Below are 18,444 nucleotides of genomic sequence, written 5' to 3'. Positions count from 1 at the left end.
GCGCCCATTGTTTATTTCAGGGCCTCGTCAGTTCACGCGGCTTCTGCCGTCAATTGCCCCGCCTCGCCGGCTGGCGCTTCGTTCTGCATATACGCCTGCAGATACGCCTCGAATTCAGCCTTCACCTCCGGATGGCGCAGCGCGAATTCGACGGTCGCCTTCAGATAGCCGAGCTTGCTGCCGCAATCGAAGCGCGTGCCGAAGTAGCGATACGCGAGCACCTGCTCTTCGGTCAGCAGCGACTGCACCGCGTCCGTCAGTTGCAGCTCGCCGCCCGCGCCCGGCTTCAGCGCGCGGATATGCTTGAAGATCGTCGGCATCAGCACGTAGCGCCCCACCACGCCGAGATTCGACGGCGCCTCGTCCGGCGCCGGCTTCTCGACGATGCCCGACAGTTTGATCACGTTGTCTTCCCACTCGCGGCCGTCGACGACGCCGTACGAGCGGCTGTCCTCGCGTGCGATCGTTTCGACGCCGATCACCGAGCTGTGGTAGTGATTGAAGGTATCGACCAACTGGCTCATCACAGGCTTCGAGCTATGCAGCAGGTCGTCGGCGAGTATCACCGCGAACGGGCTGTCGCCCACCAGTTTTTCGGCGCACAGCACCGCATGGCCGAGACCGAGCGCTTCGGCCTGGCGCACGTAAAAGCAGTCGACGTTGGCCGGTTTGATGCTGCGAACCAGATCGAGCAGTTTCTGCTTGTTGCGCGCTTCGAGTTCGGACTCGATCTCATAGGATTTATCGAAGTGATCTTCGATCGCGCGCTTGCTGCGGCCCGTCACGAAGATCATCTCGGTGATGCCGGCGGCAATCGCTTCTTCGACCGCGTACTGGATCAGCGGCTTGTCGACGATCGGCAGCATTTCCTTCGGACTTGCTTTGGTAGCCGGCAGGAATCGTGTCCCGAGGCCCGCTACGGGAAACACGGCTTTGGTGACTTTCAGCATGGTAGGCATTCCCACATCGGTTAGAAGTTGGTGTGTTCGCGGACCTGGCGGCCAATCGATGTCGGCGCAAGACTAGCAGAAAAATCTGCGAGGTTCACGGAAGCGGTCTTTCTCCGATTTAATTCGGATAATTCATGCATCAATCGCAATGCGATATTGCGAAAAATTGAGAGCAAATTGTTAAGCATATATTTGCCAGGCGGCGAATGACAAAATCCGAAAGTCTTACCTTTCGGACAGCTCCTGGCGTGGCCCGTCTGGCGATCTGGTGACCGGCTTCGGCAGCACGTCAGTCCTGTTCGTCAACAGGCGGCAGCTTGCCTGGGTTCATTCGGTGACGACGAATCGGCTCGTTGCGCAAGGCATCGCGGTAGGCGGAGGCGGCCACCAGGATCAGCAGGACGGCGATGCCGGCCAGTAAATGCAGGTTCATGACTTCACCTCGGGTCAGAGAATCCTTGATCTAAATTAGCACGACAAAAGCGATAAATAATTCGACGCTCGATACATCACTGCGTAATTACAATTCGTCACAAAATAGATGCCGATTCAATTCAAAATGCAATTTTTTAATCATTTTGTGGGATTGTGGTGCTCTAGCATGGTGGCGTCGCGGGGTGCGCAAGGATGCCCGCTCGAAGGCCGATTCCGCGTCGATTTTTTCTCTTTTCCGCTTCAGATAAGGACCGCGTATGAGCGACCCAGCACTGGATGCCGCCGGCTCATCCCTGCCCCTCTCCCCGCTGCCGCACCCCGAGAAAAACCCGGCCGCGGTGCACGCTCGCAGCAACGCGCGTACCGATAGCGTCGGCAAGGAGCATGTGATCGACGCGATGCGAGGTTTCGCCGCGCTGCTGGTCGCCTATTTTCATTGCCGCCAGATCGCGTGGGTCGGCATGCAGGCGTTCCATCAGAGCGTCGGACATTCGCTGAGTCCGAGCAGTCTCGCTGCGTATCTGACGTTTCCGATCGCATGGGGCTCGGCCGGCGTGCCGATGTTCTTCGTGATCAGCGGCTACTGCATCCATCGCGGCGGCGCGCTGCGGCTCGCGGGCAATCCCGCTTACCGGCTCCATGCGGGCAACTTCTGGCTGCGGCGCTTCGCGCGCATCTATCCGGTGCTGCTCGCGGCGCTGGTACTGACCTACGCGCTCGATTCGCTGAGCCTGCAATTGCCGCCCGTCAGTCACAAGATTCGCGAGATCGGCTGGCAGCCGTTTCTGGTCAATCTGTTTTCGCTGCAGGGTGTGGCGGGCAAAACGTATGGCTCGAACGGCGCGCTGTGGACGCTGTCGCTCGAAGTGCAGTTCTATGCGATCTATCCGCTGCTGTTCGCACTGCGGCGGCGCATCGGCATGAACGCCGTGCTCGCGCTCGTCGCGGTGATCAACGTTGCGTCCGCGTATGGGCTGGAGCGACATGATCTGCAGTTCTTCACGTCGTACTGGTTTTCGTGGATGCTCGGTGCGTGGATCGCCGATGTCAGGGCGCGCAACGCAGGAGAGGCGCGCGCGCCCGCATTGCTGTACGTTCTCGCGGCGGGATTGATCGCGGCAGGCTGCGTCGCGTTTCATTTCGGTCAGTACGGTGCGTTCCAGATCTGGGCGCTTGGCTTCGCGTGCTATCTGTACAAGGCGCTCGATGTGCCCAATGACCCGCAACACGAAGGGAGTGGCGTGCTCGCGCTGCTTCGCACTGGGTCGCGCGCGGTGTCGCGCTTGCTGTCCCGCGTGGGTGACTTCAGCTTCTCGCTGTATCTGATTCATCTGCCGATCTTCGTGCTGCTCTCGGCGTGGCTGTTTCGTTCGTCGCTGCAGGTGTCGATCTGGCCGTCGTTTGGTTATATGTTGGTCGCGGTGCCGGCTGCCTACGTGTTCTATCGGCTGGTCGAAATGCCCGCGATGAAGTGGTCGGCGAGTCTCAAGGCGTAAGTACACCCTGCGCTGTGTCAGCCCCCCGTAACGGCCACGTGCCGCGACGGGGAACGATTTGACACTATTCGAAGACGTTGGAAGAAACGTTGGAAATGTGGTGAGCAGAAAATCAGGAGAATATAGACCCGCGAGCCGGGTCAAAGTGATCCTCCGCTATCAGACGTAAAATGGCATGCCTTATTATGTCCTGACAGCGATGCTTGTCGCGTAACATTCCACAGCACAGTCATGAACTACGGGACGTACAACATCTCGAACAGTTGATCATGGGACGATTCCATGAGGACTATTCGATCTATGGGAATTCGATACCGGAACTCGTTCTCTCCTATAAAGCGGGGATGAACGAGGACGAAAGAGTCGCGATGCTGGATGAGATCGTCCGATTCCAGAAGCTCAACTCAAACTGTCTGGATATGGCGTTTGATGATCTCTTTGGAAGCCATTGCGATCCGAGTCTTTGGGGGCACACTACGGCCTCGTTCCTTGACGAGTTGATACGTCTTCTGAGCGAGTAATCTACTGGTCGCCGCGCGAGGGTTGTTAGATGCCACGCGCGCGGCGCGCAAAAAAACGGAGCGAAAGCCCTTCGACTTCCGCCCCGTCACGCCAAGCAAGGACTGGCCAAGCCCCTGTCTACCCTCGCGCAAAAAAACCCCGCTCTACCGCCCCGCCACACTCTTCAGAATCCCCGCGACCCCATCCACATAGCTGCGCGTGCCGAAACGCTCCTGCGCGGTCCGATAGCCGTTCTCGACCAGCTTGTCGCGCAAGTCGCCGTTCGAGCGCAATTCGGCGAGCGTATCGGCGAGCGCATGCGCGTCGCCCGGCGTACACAGGACGCCGTTCTCGTAGTCCTCGATGATTTCGAGCACGCCGCCCGCGCGCGACGCCACGACCGGCCGCTGCGCGAGCATCCCCTCGACGATCACGCGGCCGAACGGTTCCGGCGTGATCGACGTATGCACGACCGCATCGACCGCGCACATGCAGGCGGCAATATCGTGCTGGAAGCCGAGAAAGTGCACCCGCTCGCCGAGCCCGTGTGCGGCAACGAAGGCCCGCAGTTCCATTTCGTACTGGTCCTCGCCGAACAGCGCCGCGCCGACCAGCACCGCATGCATCTGCGGATTGAGCACCATCGCTTCGAGCAGCACATGCTGCCCCTTCCAACGCGCAAGGCGGCTGAACGAGCCGACGAGGAACGCGTCGCGCGGCAGATTCAGGCGCTCGCGCAGCACCGCTTGCGGCACCGTGCGCAACGCGTCGAACGGCTCCGCGTCGATCCCATTGAATACGACGTCGATGCGCTTGCCGTCGAACCGCGTGAGCTTCGCGAACGCCTGCGCCGACGCGGCCGAATTGGCGATCACGTGCGTGAGGCCGAGCCGCGCGCACCACTTGATGATCGCGAGCTGCTTGCCGCCGAAATGCTCGGCGCTGACGATGTCGCGCAAATGCCAGACCACCGGTCGTCTCGCGAGCTTGCCGGCCACTGCGCCAATCACCATCGCACGTTGCGTGTTCGCGTAGATCACATCCGCTTTGCGCGCCCGTTTCGCGGTGGCACGCACGAGTGAGATGAGCCCCTTCAATGCCTGGCCTTTCGGCAGCGAACCGCCCTGCTTGCGCACGTTTTTCAGCACTCCGGCATCGAGCACGGAGACCTCGACGCCGGTCTTCGCGAGCGCGGTGTTGAACGGCCCGTCGTCGAACAGCACGACCTCGATGCGCGAGCGCAGCGCCTTGACGATTTCGAGCAGCGACAGCTCGGCGCCACCGAGCACGGCGCTCTGATCGACGGCGAGAATGCGCGGCACGTTCGCGGCGCTCTGCGCGCCCGGCCGATATGGCGTAAAGGGCGGCAGCGTCGCGGCGCGCAGCGCGGGCACCGCCGCGCGCACCTGCGCGAAAAAGCGCTCGCGGAAATGCGCGGCCGAAAACTGCTCGGCGTTGCCGCGGCAATGTTCGGGCTGGAACCGGTGCCCAAGCTCGTCGAAACGATTCACGGCAGCGATGATCGAGTCGGCATCCTGTTCATCGAAGAACATGCCGGTCGGCTTCGGCTCCGACAGATCGCGCACGGTTTCGAGCGCCCCGCCCTTGCCGTAGGCAATCACCGGCGTGCCGCAAGCCTGCGCCTCGACCACGGAAATGCCGAAGTCCTCTTCGGCCGCGAACACGAATGCCTTCGCGCGGCTCATGCGGTCCTTCAGCACCTTGAACGGCTGATAGCCCATGATCTCGACGTTCGGCCCCGCCTTCGCGCGGATCTTCGCCATGTCGGGTCCGTCGCCGATCACGACGAGCTTGCGCTCGGGCATCCGCGCGAACGCCTCGACGATCAGATCGATTTTCTTGTACGGCACCATTCGCGATGCGGTCAGATAGAAGTCTTCCTTCTGCGTGCACAGCGTGAACGCGTCGACATCGACCGGCGGGAAGATCACTTGCGCGTCGCGCTGATACACCTTCTTGATGCGTCGCGCGATGAACGCCGAGTTCGCGATGAAGCCGTCGACCGAGTTCGACGTGCGGATATCCCAGTTGCGTATGTAATGCAGAATCAGCCGGGCGAGCGCCGACTTCGGGCCGTTGGTCAGCTTCGACTGCTGCAGATACTGATGCTGCAAATCCCACGCATAGCGGATCGGCGAATGCACGTAGCTGATATGCACCTGGTCGGGACCGGTGAGAATGCCCTTGGCGACCGCGTGACTGCTCGAAATCACCACGTCGTACGCCGACACGTCGAGCTGTTCGATCGCGAGCGGCATCAGCGGCAGATACGAGCGGTACTTGCTGCGCGCGAGCGGCAGTTTCTGGATGAACGACGTCGTCACCGGCTTGCCGCGCAGGAAGCTGCGATCGTCGAGAAAGTCCACGAGGCTGAACAGGTCCGCATCGGGAAAGCACGCGATGATCTGCTCGAGCACTTTCTCCGCGCCCGCGTAGGTGACGAGCCAATCGTGCACGATCGCAATGCGCACGTTTTTGTTCGCGCGCGGCGCGGTACGGCGCACTGCCGGCTGCATGCCGGACACGCTCGTCAGTTCCTCGAGCGCGCCGCGCGTCGCAGGCCTCAACAGGTTTTTTTCAAGGACGTCGTGATTCATGCGCTTTTCCTCGGATTCAGTCGCAATAGCAGTGAACGCGCAAGATTGCGCAAGGCGGGCGTCATCGTGATCGACCACGCGACGTTCGCGCCGACCATCAGCAAGCCAGCGGCGATCGCGAGCGCGAGGCTCGGCAGGAAGCTCGCGAGCCACAGGCTGGCGAGCAGAAAGGCGAGATGGGCGAGCATGTCGAGCACGATCTGGCGCGCGCGGATCGCCGCGAAATGCAGCAGCACCGCGTAGTCGAACAGTGCGCGCGCGGACACCGCGACCGCCGCGCCCGTCAGCCCGAAATGCGTGATCCCGAGCCACAACGCGCCGGCGAACAGCGGCAACTCGACGAGGCCGATGCGCGCGGCGGTGGCTGGATTGACCTGTGACTGAATCAGGATGCGCGTCACGTTCGCCTGGCCGACGAGCCACACGGCAACGATCATGATGCGGCCGACGGGCGCCGCGACCGTCGCGATCTCGTTGCCGACCCACAGATGCAGGAACGGTTCGAGCACCAGCATCGCAACGAGCGCGACCGGCGTGAACACGCCGTTGAGAAATTCGAGCGACTGCTGCGTGATCGTGTCGGCATCCGCGCGACCGACCGCCGACAGCCGCGGAAACAGCGTGCGTACCAGCGCGGTCGGCACGATGTTCAGACGCGTGACGAGATTCTGCGGCACCGTGTAGTACGTGACGAAACGCGCGCCGAGGCGTGATCCGAGCATCACGCGATCGAGCGAATCGGCGACCATCGTCGTCACGCTCGCGATCAGCATCCAGCCGCCGAAGTTGAACAGCCCTTTCGAGACGCCGAGCCGCGGCGGTTCAATGCTGCGTATCTCGAGCACTTTCAGCGCGTAGCGGCCGAGCAGCAGCGCCGCGAGAATCCGCGCGACCACGGCCGCGGCGAGTACATTCTGCAAGGTCGCGCCGAGCCATAACGCGGCACCGAGCGGCAGAAGCTGGAACAGGAACGTGCCGATGGTCTGATTCGTGTTGTAGACGCCGAAACGTTCCGCGCCATTGATCGCGCCCGCGAACACCCACGACACGTTCGCGATCGGAATCGCGAGCGCGAGCCACGGCAGCGCCATATACACTTCGTGCTGCAGCTCGGGCGACACCTTCGTGAAATACGCGGTGTACAGGAACGCACCGAAGTAGATGATCAAACCGCCGACCACGCCGGTCGTCAGATTGAGCCACGTCGCGCTCCAGAACACGCGCGCGCTTTCCCGCTGATCGCCCGACGCGCGCGCCTTCGAAATATGGTTCTGCGCGGCCATGCTCATGCCGAGATCGAGAATCCCGAAGTAGCCGATCAGCGTCCACACGAGACTGATCACACCGTAGCGCTCGACGCCGAGCAGCCGGATATACGCCGGAACGGTCACGAGCGACACGAACGTCGGCAGCACGAGCCCGAAAAAATTGATCGCTACGTTCCTGAGAATGCCTTTGTCCATCGAATCCCTTGGGTTTTGCGGTTAGATTGCGTGCGGGGCTGCGTCAGCGAGGCCAACGCAGCTCAAGGCTTCCAGCGATACATCAGCACCTTGCCGCGCGCGTCTTCCTCGACGAACACCAGGTACTCGCCATCGGCGCGCTTCGTCGCGCTGATGCCGTTCGGCACGTCGACCCAGCCCGACGCGCGGCCCACTTCGGGGCCCGGCCGGATCACGCCGAGTTCCTTGCCGCTGTCCTTGTCCCACACGTGCACCGCGCCGACCGGCTCGACGCCGAACACGTATTGCCCCTCGACGGTGACGCCGATGATCGTCGCGATCGGCTTGCTCTGCGTCTGCCACGGCAAGTCGATCGCGTAACGCTGCACCGGCTTGCCGCTCGACCACTTGTCGTAGCGCACCAGCACACGCCCCACTTCCTTCCAGAAGCCCTGCGCGGTCGGCATATCGGCCGTATAGCCGCTTACGTACATCGTGTCGGTGTCCGGTTCGTAGATCGCGCGATGCAGTTCGCTGAACGGTGCCGGCACCGGGTACTGCGCCAGGTTCGAGTACGAGTAGACAGGGTTGCCCTTCGCATCGAGTCCGCCGAAACGGAAGCGATAGATGCCCTTCGTATCCCGGGTGCGCCAGATGTCGCCGGCCGTATCGACCCACCACCCCCAGCCGCCCGCGAGCTTCGTGCCGCTCGTGTTCAGCGTGTATTCGTCGCGCTCGAACTGGCCATCGCCATTCGTGTCGCGCCAGATCCAGTCACCGCCCGGCGGCGCATTCGGCACCTTCGTGACCGCGCGCTCGCGGCCTGCGATAAATCCGGACGGAATCGCGCTCTCGCCGTCGTGCTGCGGATCGAAGCGATAGATCTTCAGATGGTCCGCATACATGTCGGTCAGATAGAGGAACGTGCGCCCCTTCAACCGCCGCGCGATCGGCAGGCCCGGATACTGGTCGGTATGGAACACCGGATCGTCCGGGTACTTGAACCGATTCGACAGGAATCCCGCGTATTTCCAGTCCTGCCCCGACGGCTTCGACAGATCGAGCTCGAAGCGCTTGTTGCCGGTATAGACGCTGTCGGGCCGGGCCGGATCGATCCACGCGCCGTCGACGAACAGCAGCCCTTCGAGCTGCCAGTTGCGCTTGCCGTCCGGCGCGTAGCTTTCGAGCGTCGCGCCGAGGCCCGCGCCGATCGGCTCGTAACGCGGACCGATGCCATTGGTCGATACGTACACGTTGCCGCGCGCATCGACACCGACGCCAGTCAAGCCGTTGAATCGCAACGGTCCCGGCTTGCCCGCGACGCCGCTGAAAATGCCGCCGCGCTCGCCGAGCGTGCCCGACGCCGTGTAGCGGCCGTCGCGCTTCGTGAAGAACAGCACCTGCTGGCGCGGACCGTTGTCGGCGATCAGCAGGCGGCCTTGCGCATCGACGGCGAGGTCGACCGCGACCGTGTCGGCCGGCAGCGTGATGGTTTCATCGATGCGCTGACCGGTCGCGGTGTAATGCTCGATGCCCGGCGCGCGATCGCTGCGTGTGCCGCTCAGCACCCAGAGCGTGCCGTCGGGTGCGAGAGCGAGACGTCCAGGCTCGTGCACGCTCCACGTCGCCTTCTGCTGCATCGACTCGGCATCGTAGACTTCGATGCGATTGCGTGCGGTATTGGCCGCGAACAGCGTCGTGTCGTTCGCAGCGAGCCCGTCGATCTCCGCGTTCGTGCCGGTCGGCACTTCGTTCATCATCAGAAAGCCGGCCGCGAGCTGCGCATGCAGGTCCGCGTTTTTGGCGGCGGGCTGAAACGGTGCCACGCGCTTCGGCTCGCCGATCAGGCGCCGCGAAATGCCGAACCATTGTTTGCCCTTGTCCGGCCATACGCCCGGCTCGACCAGGTGCCCCTTCTCATTGCCGACCGCGATCGCGACGAACGCATATTTGCGGTTGACCGCGATCGCATTGCCGCCGGCGTTGCCCCAGCCATGCGTGCCACCCGCGAAGCCGAGCATCTTGCCGTCCTGATAGACGCTCGCTTCGGCGCCGCTTTCATCCCACGGCGCGTTCGTATAGACCTTGCCGTCCGGCGTGACCGCGATCGCGGTGATGTTGATCTGCGTCCATGTGCCATCGCCGAAGCCAAAGCTGTTGCCGATCCATGAGGTCTTCGCGTTCAACGCGGTTTCGGCGCGAGCCGGCAGAACGGCCGTTGCGGCGAGGACGCCGGCGGCGCAGGCTGTCAGGGCGAACCAGCTTTTGAACGTGATGCGGCGCAAGGCGGAACCTCCAGTCGATGTCCGGTCAACGCGATGCACGCGGACCCGTGCCCGCTCGGGGCGAAAATCAGTGATGTGGTAAAGCGAAACGAAGCGCAACCGATTGAAGCGCGGCGCCTGAAGGCAGCCGTCCGCACGACTAAGTTACGCGGAAAAAATGCAATGACGAAAGTCGAAAATAATTCAAAAATATTCGTTCGCTTATATGTCGGAAAAAGAAATGAATTTAAAAATCGATGAAAACGAAAGCCGCGGCGTCGCGCGCGCCTCCGTCGCCGCGATCTTCCGTTCATAGCGATGTGGGATCACGCAATACGCATTTATTGCGGACTGCCCGGCGCCCGCCACATAACCATATAAATCTTTCTGGAATGGCCAAAGAAATACCCTGTTTCAATCTGATTCAATTAACCCATTCCAACAGATTTTTTCTCGATTTTCTTTTCCCTAGAATCGATTGCACTTCAGTTGCGACGCGAAGCGCGCGCCTGTTCGCCGGCTATCCGTTGCGAACGGCGCGGCCCTTCGCCCGGCCCATCCGCTTTACACCATGGACGGTTCATGACAGCCAGCGCATTGCCCCTCGCGCCCTCCCATTCCCGCATCGTGCAACTCGACGGTCTGCGTGCGATCGCCGTGCTCGCGGTGTTCGCGCAGCACGCGCTGAAAGCGCCGCTATGGATGGGCGTCGATCTGTTTTTCGTTTTGAGCGGCTTTCTCATCAGCGGCATCCTGCTCGATCGCAAGTCGCGTCAGCAGTCGTATTTCAGCTATTTCTATGCGCGGCGCGCGCGCCGCATCCTGCCGCCGTACCTGCTGCTGATGGCCGTGTCGTCGGTGCTGTTCGGCCTCGCGTGGGCACAGCACTGGTACTGGTACGCGTTTTTCGCGACCAATATCGGCGATGCGCTCAATCAAAGCGGTCACGAAAGCCTCAACGTGCTGTGGTCGCTCGCGGTCGAAGAGCAGTTCTACATCTTCTGGCCGTTCGTGATCCTGCTCGTACCCGAGCGTCTGCTCGGCGGCGTGGCGGCGGCGCTGATCGTGCTGGTGCCGCTGCTGCGCGCGGTTGCGACGCCGTGGTTCGATTCGTTCTGGCCGATCTATTACCTGACGCCGTTCCGCATGGATCTGCTCGCGGCCGGCGCGCTGCTCGCGGTGGCCGTGCGGCGTGATCGCAACGCGCTCGAACCGTACAAGGGACTCGCGGTGCTCGGCGCGCTCGCCGCCCTCGCGGTGCTGGCATGGCTGCATCTGCACTTCCCGCGTTTTCGCGCGGCGAACACGCCGTTGTCGAATGCGGGGCTCTATAGCGTGTCGCTGGTGCTTTGCACGTCGATCGTGGTGATCGCACTGCAGAGCAAGGGCATCGTCAAGCGCCTGTTGTGCAACCCCGTGCTCGTTTATATAGGCACGATCAGCTACACGATCTATCTGATCCACCTGAGCGTGCTGTACATGGTGTGGCCGCTGCATCTGAATCGCTATCTGAGCGCCGTGATCGCGCTCGCGATCACGCTCGCGTACGCGAGCATCACATGGTTCGCGTTCGAGAAGCGCCTGATTTTCGCCACGCGCGGGTCGAGAGCGACGGCCCACGCCGGCGCCAGCGTTGCGCGGCAAGCACCGCAAAGCCGCGCATGAACAGCCTGGCCGTTGTTGCTGCCCGCGTGCTGGGCGTCGTGTCGGCGCTGACATTGTTCGCGTCGACAACCAGCGCGGCCGCGGACGAGCCGCCAACGTCATCGCCGACGCAACTGCTGATCGACGCGTACGGCGATTCGACCACGCTCGGCGTCACCTGCAGCGATGGCCACTGCGGCCCGCAAGCGCGCAATGCCGTCACGTATCTGCAGCAGGCGTTGCAGGCGCATGACGGCGAGCGCGTGCGCGTCACGAACTACGGCGTCGGCGGCACGATGGCCTGGCAGTTGCGCGACGGCACCGGCAATCGCCGCGCGGGACCGACGGCGGGCTTGCCGTGGCACGAACGTCTCGCCGCCTCGTCCGCGCGAATCGTGCTGATCAACTACGGCATCAACGAAGTGATGCAAAACCAGACGCCCGAGCAGTTCTACGCGGCCGAAACATCGCTTGTGCAAACGGCGCGAGCACTCGGCAAGCAGCCTGTTTTGCAGACCTCGAACCCGATGCCCGATAACCGGCTCAACGCGATGCTGGCGACGATGGTCGCGATGACGCGACGCGTGGCCGCCGAACAGCAGGTGCCGCTCGTCGATCAATACGCGTATGTGAGCGGCCTGCCCGACTGGAAATCGCTGATGTCGGACGGCGCGCATCCGAAACCGGAGTTGTACCGGCTGAAGGCCGAACAGGACTATCGAGTCGTCGAACCGTTGGTGCGGCGACTGCTGGACGAAACACATTGAGCCACGCTTTTACGCGCGTTCCGTTCTTTTTTCATTCACAAACTAGAAGGCAAGCTATGAGCCAACCACGCAAAGCGATCATCACCGGCGTATCCGGACAGGACGGCGCCTATCTGACCAAGCTGCTGCTCGACAAGGGCTATCACGTGACCGGCACCTACCGGCGCACGAGTTCGGTCAACTTCTGGCGCATGCGTGAGCTTGGCGTGCTCGATCATCCGAATCTGCGTCTGGTCGAACACGACCTCACCGACCTCGGCTCGACGCTGCGTCTGCTCGACGGCACCCAGGCCGACGAACTGTACAACCTCGCCGCGCAGAGCTTCGTCGGCGTGTCGTTCGACCAGCCGGTGACCACCGCCGAAGTGACCGGTGTCGGCGCGCTGAATCTGCTCGAAGGCCTGCGTATCCTGAGCCCGAAGACGCGCTTCTACCAGGCGTCGACCTCCGAGATGTTCGGTCTCGTGCAGGCGGTGCCGCAACGCGAAAGCACGCCGTTCTACCCGCGCAGCCCGTATGGCGTCGCCAAGCTGTTCGCGCACTGGTCGACGATCAACTATCGCGAGTCGTACAACCTGTTCGCGAGCAGCGGCATTCTGTTCAATCACGAATCGCCGTTACGCGGTCGCGAATTCGTCACGCGCAAGATCACCGACACGGTCGCGAAGATCAAGCTCGGCAAGCAGGACGTGCTCGAACTCGGCAACCTGAGCGCGCAGCGCGACTGGGGCTTCGCGCTCGAATATGTCGAGGGCATGTGGCGCATGTTGCAGGCCGACGCTCCGGACACCTTCGTGCTCGCGACCGGTCGCACCGAAACGGTTCGCGATTTCGTGCGCATGGCGTTCACCGCGGCCGGCTTCCAGTTGGAATGGTCGGGCAAGGACGAGCGCGAGACCGGCATCGATGTCGCAACCGGCAAGACGCTCGTGCGCGTGAACCCGAAGTTCTATCGGCCGGCCGAAGTGGACCTGCTGATCGGCTGCGCGGACAAGGCGCGCGACACGCTCGGCTGGCAACCGCAAACCTCCCTCGAACAGCTGTGCCAGATGATGGTGCAGGCGGACATCGCACGCAACGAGCACCACGAGACGTTCTAACACGGCATCCGTGTGCGGCGGGTTCGCCGCACACTATTGCGTCAACCCGCCAGTTTGCGGAACGTCTCCAGCACCGCTTCGCCCTTGAACGGCTTGACGATCCAGCCCTTCACGCCGGCGGCCTTGCCGCGCTCCTTCATTGCTGGGCTGCTTTCGGTCGTCAGCATGATCACGTTGACGGTCTTGTTCGCGAGTTCGCCGCGGATTTTTTCGACCATCGTCAGGCCGTCCATGTTCGGCATGTTCACGTCGCTGACGATCAGGCGGATATTCGAATCCGTCTTCAGCTTCGTAAGACCATCCTTGCCGTCGATAGCGGTCGCGACGTCCAGACCGTTTTTCGCCAGAAAGCCCGCCACTTCTTCGCGTACCGTGCTCGAATCGTCCACCACCAGAATCTTTGCCATAGCCATTCCCTTGCGTCATCGACGCGTAGTATCAAAACAGATCCAGCTCGCCGGACTCGACGAGATCGTCGACATCCACCGTGTTTTCAGAAAAATCTTCGGGTGACCAGCTCAGGTTGAAAACGAAGCGCTGGTCGATCGACACCGACTGTCCGCTCGCCGCGTGGCTCAATCGGTATTGAAACCGCAACTGCGGATTGTCGGAGCCGAACGAGATATAGCGGTGCTTGTGATTGACGAGCAGAGGCACCTGCACCTGGCTCGCTTCGCGAGCGTTCCGCGCAGCGAGGAACCGGTCCTTGAACGCGCCCCAGATCAGATTCGTCAATTCGCCTAGCACGTTGTTCAGATCGCGAAAGCCCGCTTGCGCCGCGCCCATGCCGGGACCGCGTGCGGCGCGATCGCGCTCGATCATGCCGAGCAGCGGTTCCTCTTCGGCCTGCATCAACATATAGCCGCGACACCAGGTGCCTTCGAGCGGAATCAGGCTGAACACCTCGCCGAAGATGATGCGATCGCGTACGACGCTCGGCGTATCGCGTTGCACGGTGACGCCGTCGAATAACGTGGCGAGCCGCGCTTCCGTGATCTCGGCGATGCCGCGCACGAGCGCATTCGGGAAGTCGAGGCTGAAGATGTATTGATCGACGGCTTCACGCAGCGCCGTCAGATCGGCGCCATAGAAATGCGCGCACGCCGCGTTCTTCAACGGCTTCGGAAGCTGTTCGAGGGGCAAGTTGCCGCTCGAACGCAGGATCACCGGCAGTTCGGGCCGCAAGATATTGATCCGCGCCGCGGTCGTCGCCGCCTGTTCGACCGATCCACCGTAGTTGTCCGCCAGCAGAACGCCGCCGAGATCGATATTGGTGGCGAGAACCGAGCCGAGGCGGCTGCTGTCGCGCACCTTCAGTGCAATCAGGTTGTGCTCGTCGAAAAAGAGCTTCAGCGCTTGCGCGTGTGCCGGACAGTCGTCGAGCACGAGCACCTTGCTGACGGGCTTGCTGGTATTCATCGTGTTTCAGTCTGCGAATGCAGTGTTGCTAGAAAAGTTCGAGTTCGCCTTCGGCCTCGTCGGCCGTCGCGAGTTCAGCCTTGAAATCGAGTGGCGCCTGCGCGCATACGCATAACGTGACGCCCAGCCGGGCGGCAGCGCCGATCGTCAGCTCGTATGCCCACACGTGATCGGGCCTCAACTCGTCCAGATACTCGATACAGCGGCTGTTCAATTCATACGGAGTCGACATGCCGAGATCGGGGAAATGCTCGACCAGTTGCTGGTTCATGTAGCCGCAGCACAGGTTGCCGAGTTCCATCAGCGTTTCGGACAGCGAACGCGTCGTGTCGCCGCTCGCGTAGTACGCGCGCGTTGCTTCGTCCTTGCTGAAATGCAGCACGAACAGCAGACGAAAACCGATCGACGAGATCGTCAGCGCCATCGCGTAAGGTCCGGGCGGATGATCGCGATCCCACCTCGGCACCGCGCTGATCTCGCACGCATCACCCGGCGTCGCGGGCAATCTCGCGCGAGCCGCGTGACAGAAGATGTCCGCGATGCTTTGCAACGCCTGATCTGTAATCACGCTGCGGCCTGCTCGAGCCTGGATTGAAACTGGGTCGCCAGCGCTTCGACGCCGCCGAGCGACGCCGTGATCATCTTGCCGCCGGCCTGGATGTCCTGGAACGTCGCCGCGGTCGTCAGATCGTTGCGATGCAGACTCTCCTGATAGCTCTTCGACAGTTCCTGCGAGCGCGACGCGAGCGAGCGCACTTCGCCCGCGACGATCGAAAAGCCGCGACCCGCGGTGCCGGCGCGCGCCGCTTCGATCGACGCATTCAGGGAAACGATCAGCACGTGCTGCACGATCGACGACAGCTCCTGGTTCTTTTTGTGCATGTCGCGGTTCTGCGACATCAGCGAAATCATCTGCTCGTGCCAGCGCTCGAACGTGATCGTCAGCGTCTTCAGTCGGGCGGCCTCGTGCGCGATCCGCGTCGCATGCTGCAGCCATTCGTCGCTTCGCGTGCTCGCGGCGTCGAGGCTCGCCTGCAATGATTCGCGATTCCGCTCGCCCTGCTCGGCCTGCGCGTGCAGATCGGCGAGCATCGCCTCCAGGGCGGCGCGCTCGCCGTTGGCCCGCTCACCGGCCTGGAGCGCTGCGTCGAGTTGCTGTTCGAGGGCTTGCCGCGCGAGCGTGTCGACACGCTGCGTTTCCGCACTGGCGCGAAGCCCCCGACGATAATAAATTCCCGTCGCGAGCGCGCAGACGATACCGCCAACGCCTGCGGCCACAAGATAACTTTCAAACACAACCTGCTCCCATCGCTTCGTTCAATCGATCAGGCCGTTAGCCCGCCACCGCATCCGCGTCACGCTCGCGCGCTGCATCGACGGACGCATCGAGACTGTCGACCGCCCAGTCCTCGGGGAACGACACGACGGTCTGAAAGCGGCGATAGTCGGCGCCGCGACGATCGTCGGTGAAACGCAATTCGATGCGGCCATGCTCGCGCCGCACGAAATCGCGCACCGCATCCATCCCGACGCCGCGGCCCGAAATCTCGCTGACGCTCTGCGCGGTCGAAAAGCCGGAACGGAAGATCAGCTCGGCAATCGCTTCGTCGCTGAGCGCGGCATCGGCGTCGATCCAGCCGCGTTCGATCGCCGCGGCACGGATCTTTGCGAGCGCGAGACCCCGGCCGTCGTCGCTGATGGTGATCTGCAGCGCGTGATGGTCGACGCCCACTTCCAACTCGATGACGCCGGCCGCGTCCTTGCCGTTCGCGATACGCTCGGCGGCGGGCTCGATGCCGTGATCGACCGAATTGCGCAGCAGGTGGGTGAACACATTACGCAGCGTATTGCTGACCTCGCCGCGCACGCGATAACCGTTGTTGTCGATGCTGACGATCGGCGCTTCCTTGCCGAGTTCGGCCGCCAGAGACGGCAGCGATTCGAGCACGCCCGCGAGCGCTTCGTAGATCGATTCGGTGCCCAACAGGCGCAGCTCACGCTGCAACGATTCGCGCATCGACACGAGTGCGTCCCGGTCGGCCGGATCGGCGCTTTCGAGCAAGTCCAACTGCTTCTGGATCAACTCGCGATCGACCATCAGGTAGCGATCCACCGCGCCGTTCTGGCCCGGCCCCTTGCGGCCGAGGCTCACTTCGTTGATCGTCGCGTAGGTTTCGAGCGCGGCCTTCACGCGCTGCAGATCGTCGATCAGAAGCTGCTGGTCCCACGCTTCACCGCCGTCCGCGCGGCGCAATGCGTCGTACCGCTGTTCGGTTTCGTGGACGACGCCGGTCAGATGCTGAAGGCTGTAGGTGCGCGCATTGCCCTTGACGGTGTGCATGTTGCGGAACAGCTCGGCGACCGCTTCGTGACTCGGCTCGTGATGCTGACGGATGATTCGCTCGTTCTCGCTGATGAAGCCCGTCGCACTTTCGACGAAGTGATGGAACTTCTCCTGGCTCACCGCGAGAATCTCGCCGATCATTTCCAGCCGGCGCTTCTGTTCGCCGGCCTCGGCGGCGAGCGCGCGCAGTTCGGTCACGTCGCGCACGCACAGCATCAAACGCTGCACGACGTCGTGTTCGTCGGTGATCGCCGACCAGCTCAGGTCGAGCGTCTTCACGCGGCCATCGGCCATCGGCTTGGCGATCTCGTTGACGAGCAGGTGCTGATTGAACTCGAAGTTCATGCTGTCTTCACCGATACATGCGTGCAGCGCCGCTTCGATCTGCGCGAGCTCATCGCTGTTGATACCGGTGCCGCCGAACACGAGGTCGAGCAGCGGACGGCCCGCAATCTCGCGAGTCTCGAAGATCGCCTCCAGATACGCGGAGTATTCCGGATGCACGACCACGCCTTCGACCACAGTCAGAATCCCCTGCTGCATGTTTTGCAGCATCGCCTGGATATCGGCGGTCTTCTGCTTCAACTGCAGCGAGCTCTGCTGAATCTTCTCGATCATGCCGTTGAACGCGACGATCGAATGACCGATCTCGTCCATCCGGCCGACCGGCACGCGGCGCGTGAAGTCCTGGCTTGCCGCGATCTCGCTCATCTCCACCTGCATGCGGCTCAGCGGCCGGGTGATCTGCCGATACAGCAGCGCGCTGATCAGCAGCAGCACGACGATGGCCGCGCCGGTCGCGGCGCCGATCGCCGTCGTCGTGGTGGCGAGCGCGCTGTTCAGGTCGTCGATCGCGGCGTCTTTCTGGCGGTTCTTCTCGATTCGCAGCGTCTCGACGATGCCTTCGAGTTCATCGCGGTATTGCGCGACGTTCGCGAACAGATACGCCTGCGCCAGTTCGTTCTTGCCGTCGGCCTTCATCTTCGCGGTGTCGTTGACCGCGTTGAAATAGTTCGCGAGGCTGTCGCGCGCCTGGCTCACGAGCCCGGTTTGGGCCTGACCTTGCGCGGCCTTCGCCTGCACGTCGAGCGCCGCGAGCAGCGACGCTTCCTTGCTCTTCAGCAGGTCTCGCGCCTGCGAGACCATGTTCTCGTCAGGCGCATAGACGAGCGTCATCATCGCGAGCTGCACGTCCTTGAGCTGCGACACGAGGTCGGCCGACGCGAGCGCGCTCGGCACGACACCCTGGGTAACCTGTCTGACGTTGGCGGCGCTGTTGCGAGTCTGAAGCACAGCGTATCCACCAATGGCGGATAACGCGACGAGCATCAGAATGACGAGTAGCGTGATGCGGTGACGGATGGTCATCTGAGAATCCCCGAGGTCTGAAAATACAAGGTCCACGCATTGAGCGGGACGCCCGTGTGTTTTTGTACTTTCGGGCGCGGGGATTATCGTCGCGGA

15 protein-coding genes are annotated in these 18,444 nt (G+C 62.5%); 5 read left to right on the top strand and 10 right to left on the bottom strand.

What is annotated here, in order from left to right; translation table 11 throughout:
- Positions 1–32: 32 nt before the first annotated feature.
- Together galU and AB3X95_RS03040 are read right to left on the bottom strand one after the other, a co-directional pair.
- Positions 33–950, bottom strand: a complete 918-nt coding sequence (galU, locus tag AB3X95_RS03045) for a UTP--glucose-1-phosphate uridylyltransferase GalU (RefSeq protein ID WP_176108537.1) — start codon at positions 948–950, stop codon at positions 33–35.
- A 289-nt stretch (positions 951–1,239) separates the two neighbouring features.
- Complete coding sequence (locus tag AB3X95_RS03040) at positions 1,240–1,383, bottom strand: hypothetical protein (RefSeq protein WP_368620630.1); 144 nt, start codon at positions 1,381–1,383, stop codon at positions 1,240–1,242.
- A gap of 259 nt (positions 1,384–1,642) precedes the next feature.
- Here AB3X95_RS03040 and AB3X95_RS03035 point away from each other — a divergent pair, with 259 nt between their 5' ends.
- Both AB3X95_RS03035 and AB3X95_RS03030 read left to right on the top strand, forming a co-directional pair.
- Positions 1,643–2,881 carry an acyltransferase family protein gene (locus tag AB3X95_RS03035; protein ID WP_368620629.1) on the top strand — a complete coding sequence of 413 codons (1,239 nt, stop codon included), beginning with the start codon at positions 1,643–1,645 and terminating at the stop codon, positions 2,879–2,881.
- A gap of 269 nt (positions 2,882–3,150) precedes the next feature.
- Positions 3,151–3,402, top strand: a complete 252-nt coding sequence (locus AB3X95_RS03030) for a contact-dependent growth inhibition system immunity protein (RefSeq protein WP_368620628.1) — start codon at positions 3,151–3,153, stop codon at positions 3,400–3,402.
- A 144-nt stretch (positions 3,403–3,546) separates the two neighbouring features.
- Here AB3X95_RS03030 and AB3X95_RS03025 read toward each other — a convergent pair whose 3' ends face one another.
- The 3 genes from AB3X95_RS03025 to AB3X95_RS03015 form a co-directional block, all read right to left on the bottom strand.
- Positions 3,547–6,000, bottom strand: a complete 2,454-nt coding sequence (locus AB3X95_RS03025) for a glycosyltransferase family 4 protein (RefSeq protein WP_368620627.1) — start codon at positions 5,998–6,000, stop codon at positions 3,547–3,549.
- Entirely contained in the window at positions 5,997–7,463 is a 1,467-nt protein-coding gene (locus AB3X95_RS03020; RefSeq protein ID WP_368620626.1) for a flippase, read from the bottom strand. Before AB3X95_RS03020 ends, AB3X95_RS03025 begins: the two co-directional genes overlap by 4 nt.
- A gap of 62 nt (positions 7,464–7,525) precedes the next feature.
- Positions 7,526–9,727: a hypothetical protein gene (locus AB3X95_RS03015; protein WP_368620625.1), complete on the bottom strand. Its 2,202-nt coding sequence runs from the start codon at positions 9,725–9,727 to the stop codon at positions 7,526–7,528.
- Positions 9,728–10,288: 561 nt separating this feature from the next.
- On the opposite strand from AB3X95_RS03015, the gene AB3X95_RS03010 reads away from it, so the two are divergent.
- From AB3X95_RS03010 to gmd, 3 genes are read left to right on the top strand one after another with little or no spacing between them, the layout of a single operon-like run.
- Positions 10,289–11,371, top strand: a complete 1,083-nt coding sequence (locus AB3X95_RS03010; protein WP_368620624.1) for an acyltransferase family protein — start codon at positions 10,289–10,291, stop codon at positions 11,369–11,371.
- Positions 11,368–12,117 (top strand): SGNH/GDSL hydrolase family protein, encoded by a 750-nt coding sequence (locus AB3X95_RS03005; protein WP_368620623.1) that lies wholly within the window; start codon positions 11,368–11,370, stop codon positions 12,115–12,117. Before AB3X95_RS03010 ends, AB3X95_RS03005 begins: the two co-directional genes overlap by 4 nt.
- A gap of 56 nt (positions 12,118–12,173) precedes the next feature.
- A complete protein-coding gene (gene gmd, locus AB3X95_RS03000) occupies positions 12,174–13,217 on the top strand; it encodes a GDP-mannose 4,6-dehydratase (protein WP_013089460.1) in 1,044 nt (347 codons plus the stop codon).
- Between the two features lie 41 nt (positions 13,218–13,258).
- Here gmd and AB3X95_RS02995 read toward each other — a convergent pair whose 3' ends face one another.
- From AB3X95_RS02995 to AB3X95_RS02975, 5 genes are read right to left on the bottom strand one after another with little or no spacing between them, the layout of a single operon-like run.
- A complete protein-coding gene (locus tag AB3X95_RS02995; RefSeq protein WP_176108549.1) occupies positions 13,259–13,624 on the bottom strand; it encodes a response regulator in 366 nt (121 codons plus the stop codon).
- Positions 13,625–13,655: 31 nt separating this feature from the next.
- Entirely contained in the window at positions 13,656–14,636 is a 981-nt protein-coding gene (locus AB3X95_RS02990) for a chemotaxis protein CheX (RefSeq protein WP_368620622.1), read from the bottom strand.
- A gap of 28 nt (positions 14,637–14,664) precedes the next feature.
- Complete coding sequence (locus AB3X95_RS02985; RefSeq protein WP_368620621.1) at positions 14,665–15,204, bottom strand: hypothetical protein; 540 nt, start codon at positions 15,202–15,204, stop codon at positions 14,665–14,667.
- Positions 15,201–15,932 carry a methyl-accepting chemotaxis protein gene (locus tag AB3X95_RS02980; RefSeq protein WP_368620620.1) on the bottom strand — a complete coding sequence of 244 codons (732 nt, stop codon included), beginning with the start codon at positions 15,930–15,932 and terminating at the stop codon, positions 15,201–15,203. The genes AB3X95_RS02985 and AB3X95_RS02980 overlap by 4 nt, the downstream gene beginning before the upstream one ends.
- 37 nt (positions 15,933–15,969) lie before the next feature.
- The gene (locus tag AB3X95_RS02975; protein ID WP_368620619.1) at positions 15,970–18,348 is read right to left on the bottom strand and encodes an ATP-binding protein; all 2,379 of its coding nucleotides are present in this window, start codon (positions 18,346–18,348) and stop codon (positions 15,970–15,972) included.
- Between the last annotated feature and the right edge of the window lie 96 nt (positions 18,349–18,444).

Origin of the sequence: Paraburkholderia sp. BR13444 (genome assembly GCF_040948755.1) — a bacterium.
GTDB lineage: Bacteria > Pseudomonadota > Gammaproteobacteria > Burkholderiales > Burkholderiaceae > Paraburkholderia > Paraburkholderia youngii.
The sequence above is the reverse complement of the archived record's forward strand: the minus strand, read 5'-3'. Positions and strand labels throughout refer to the sequence as shown.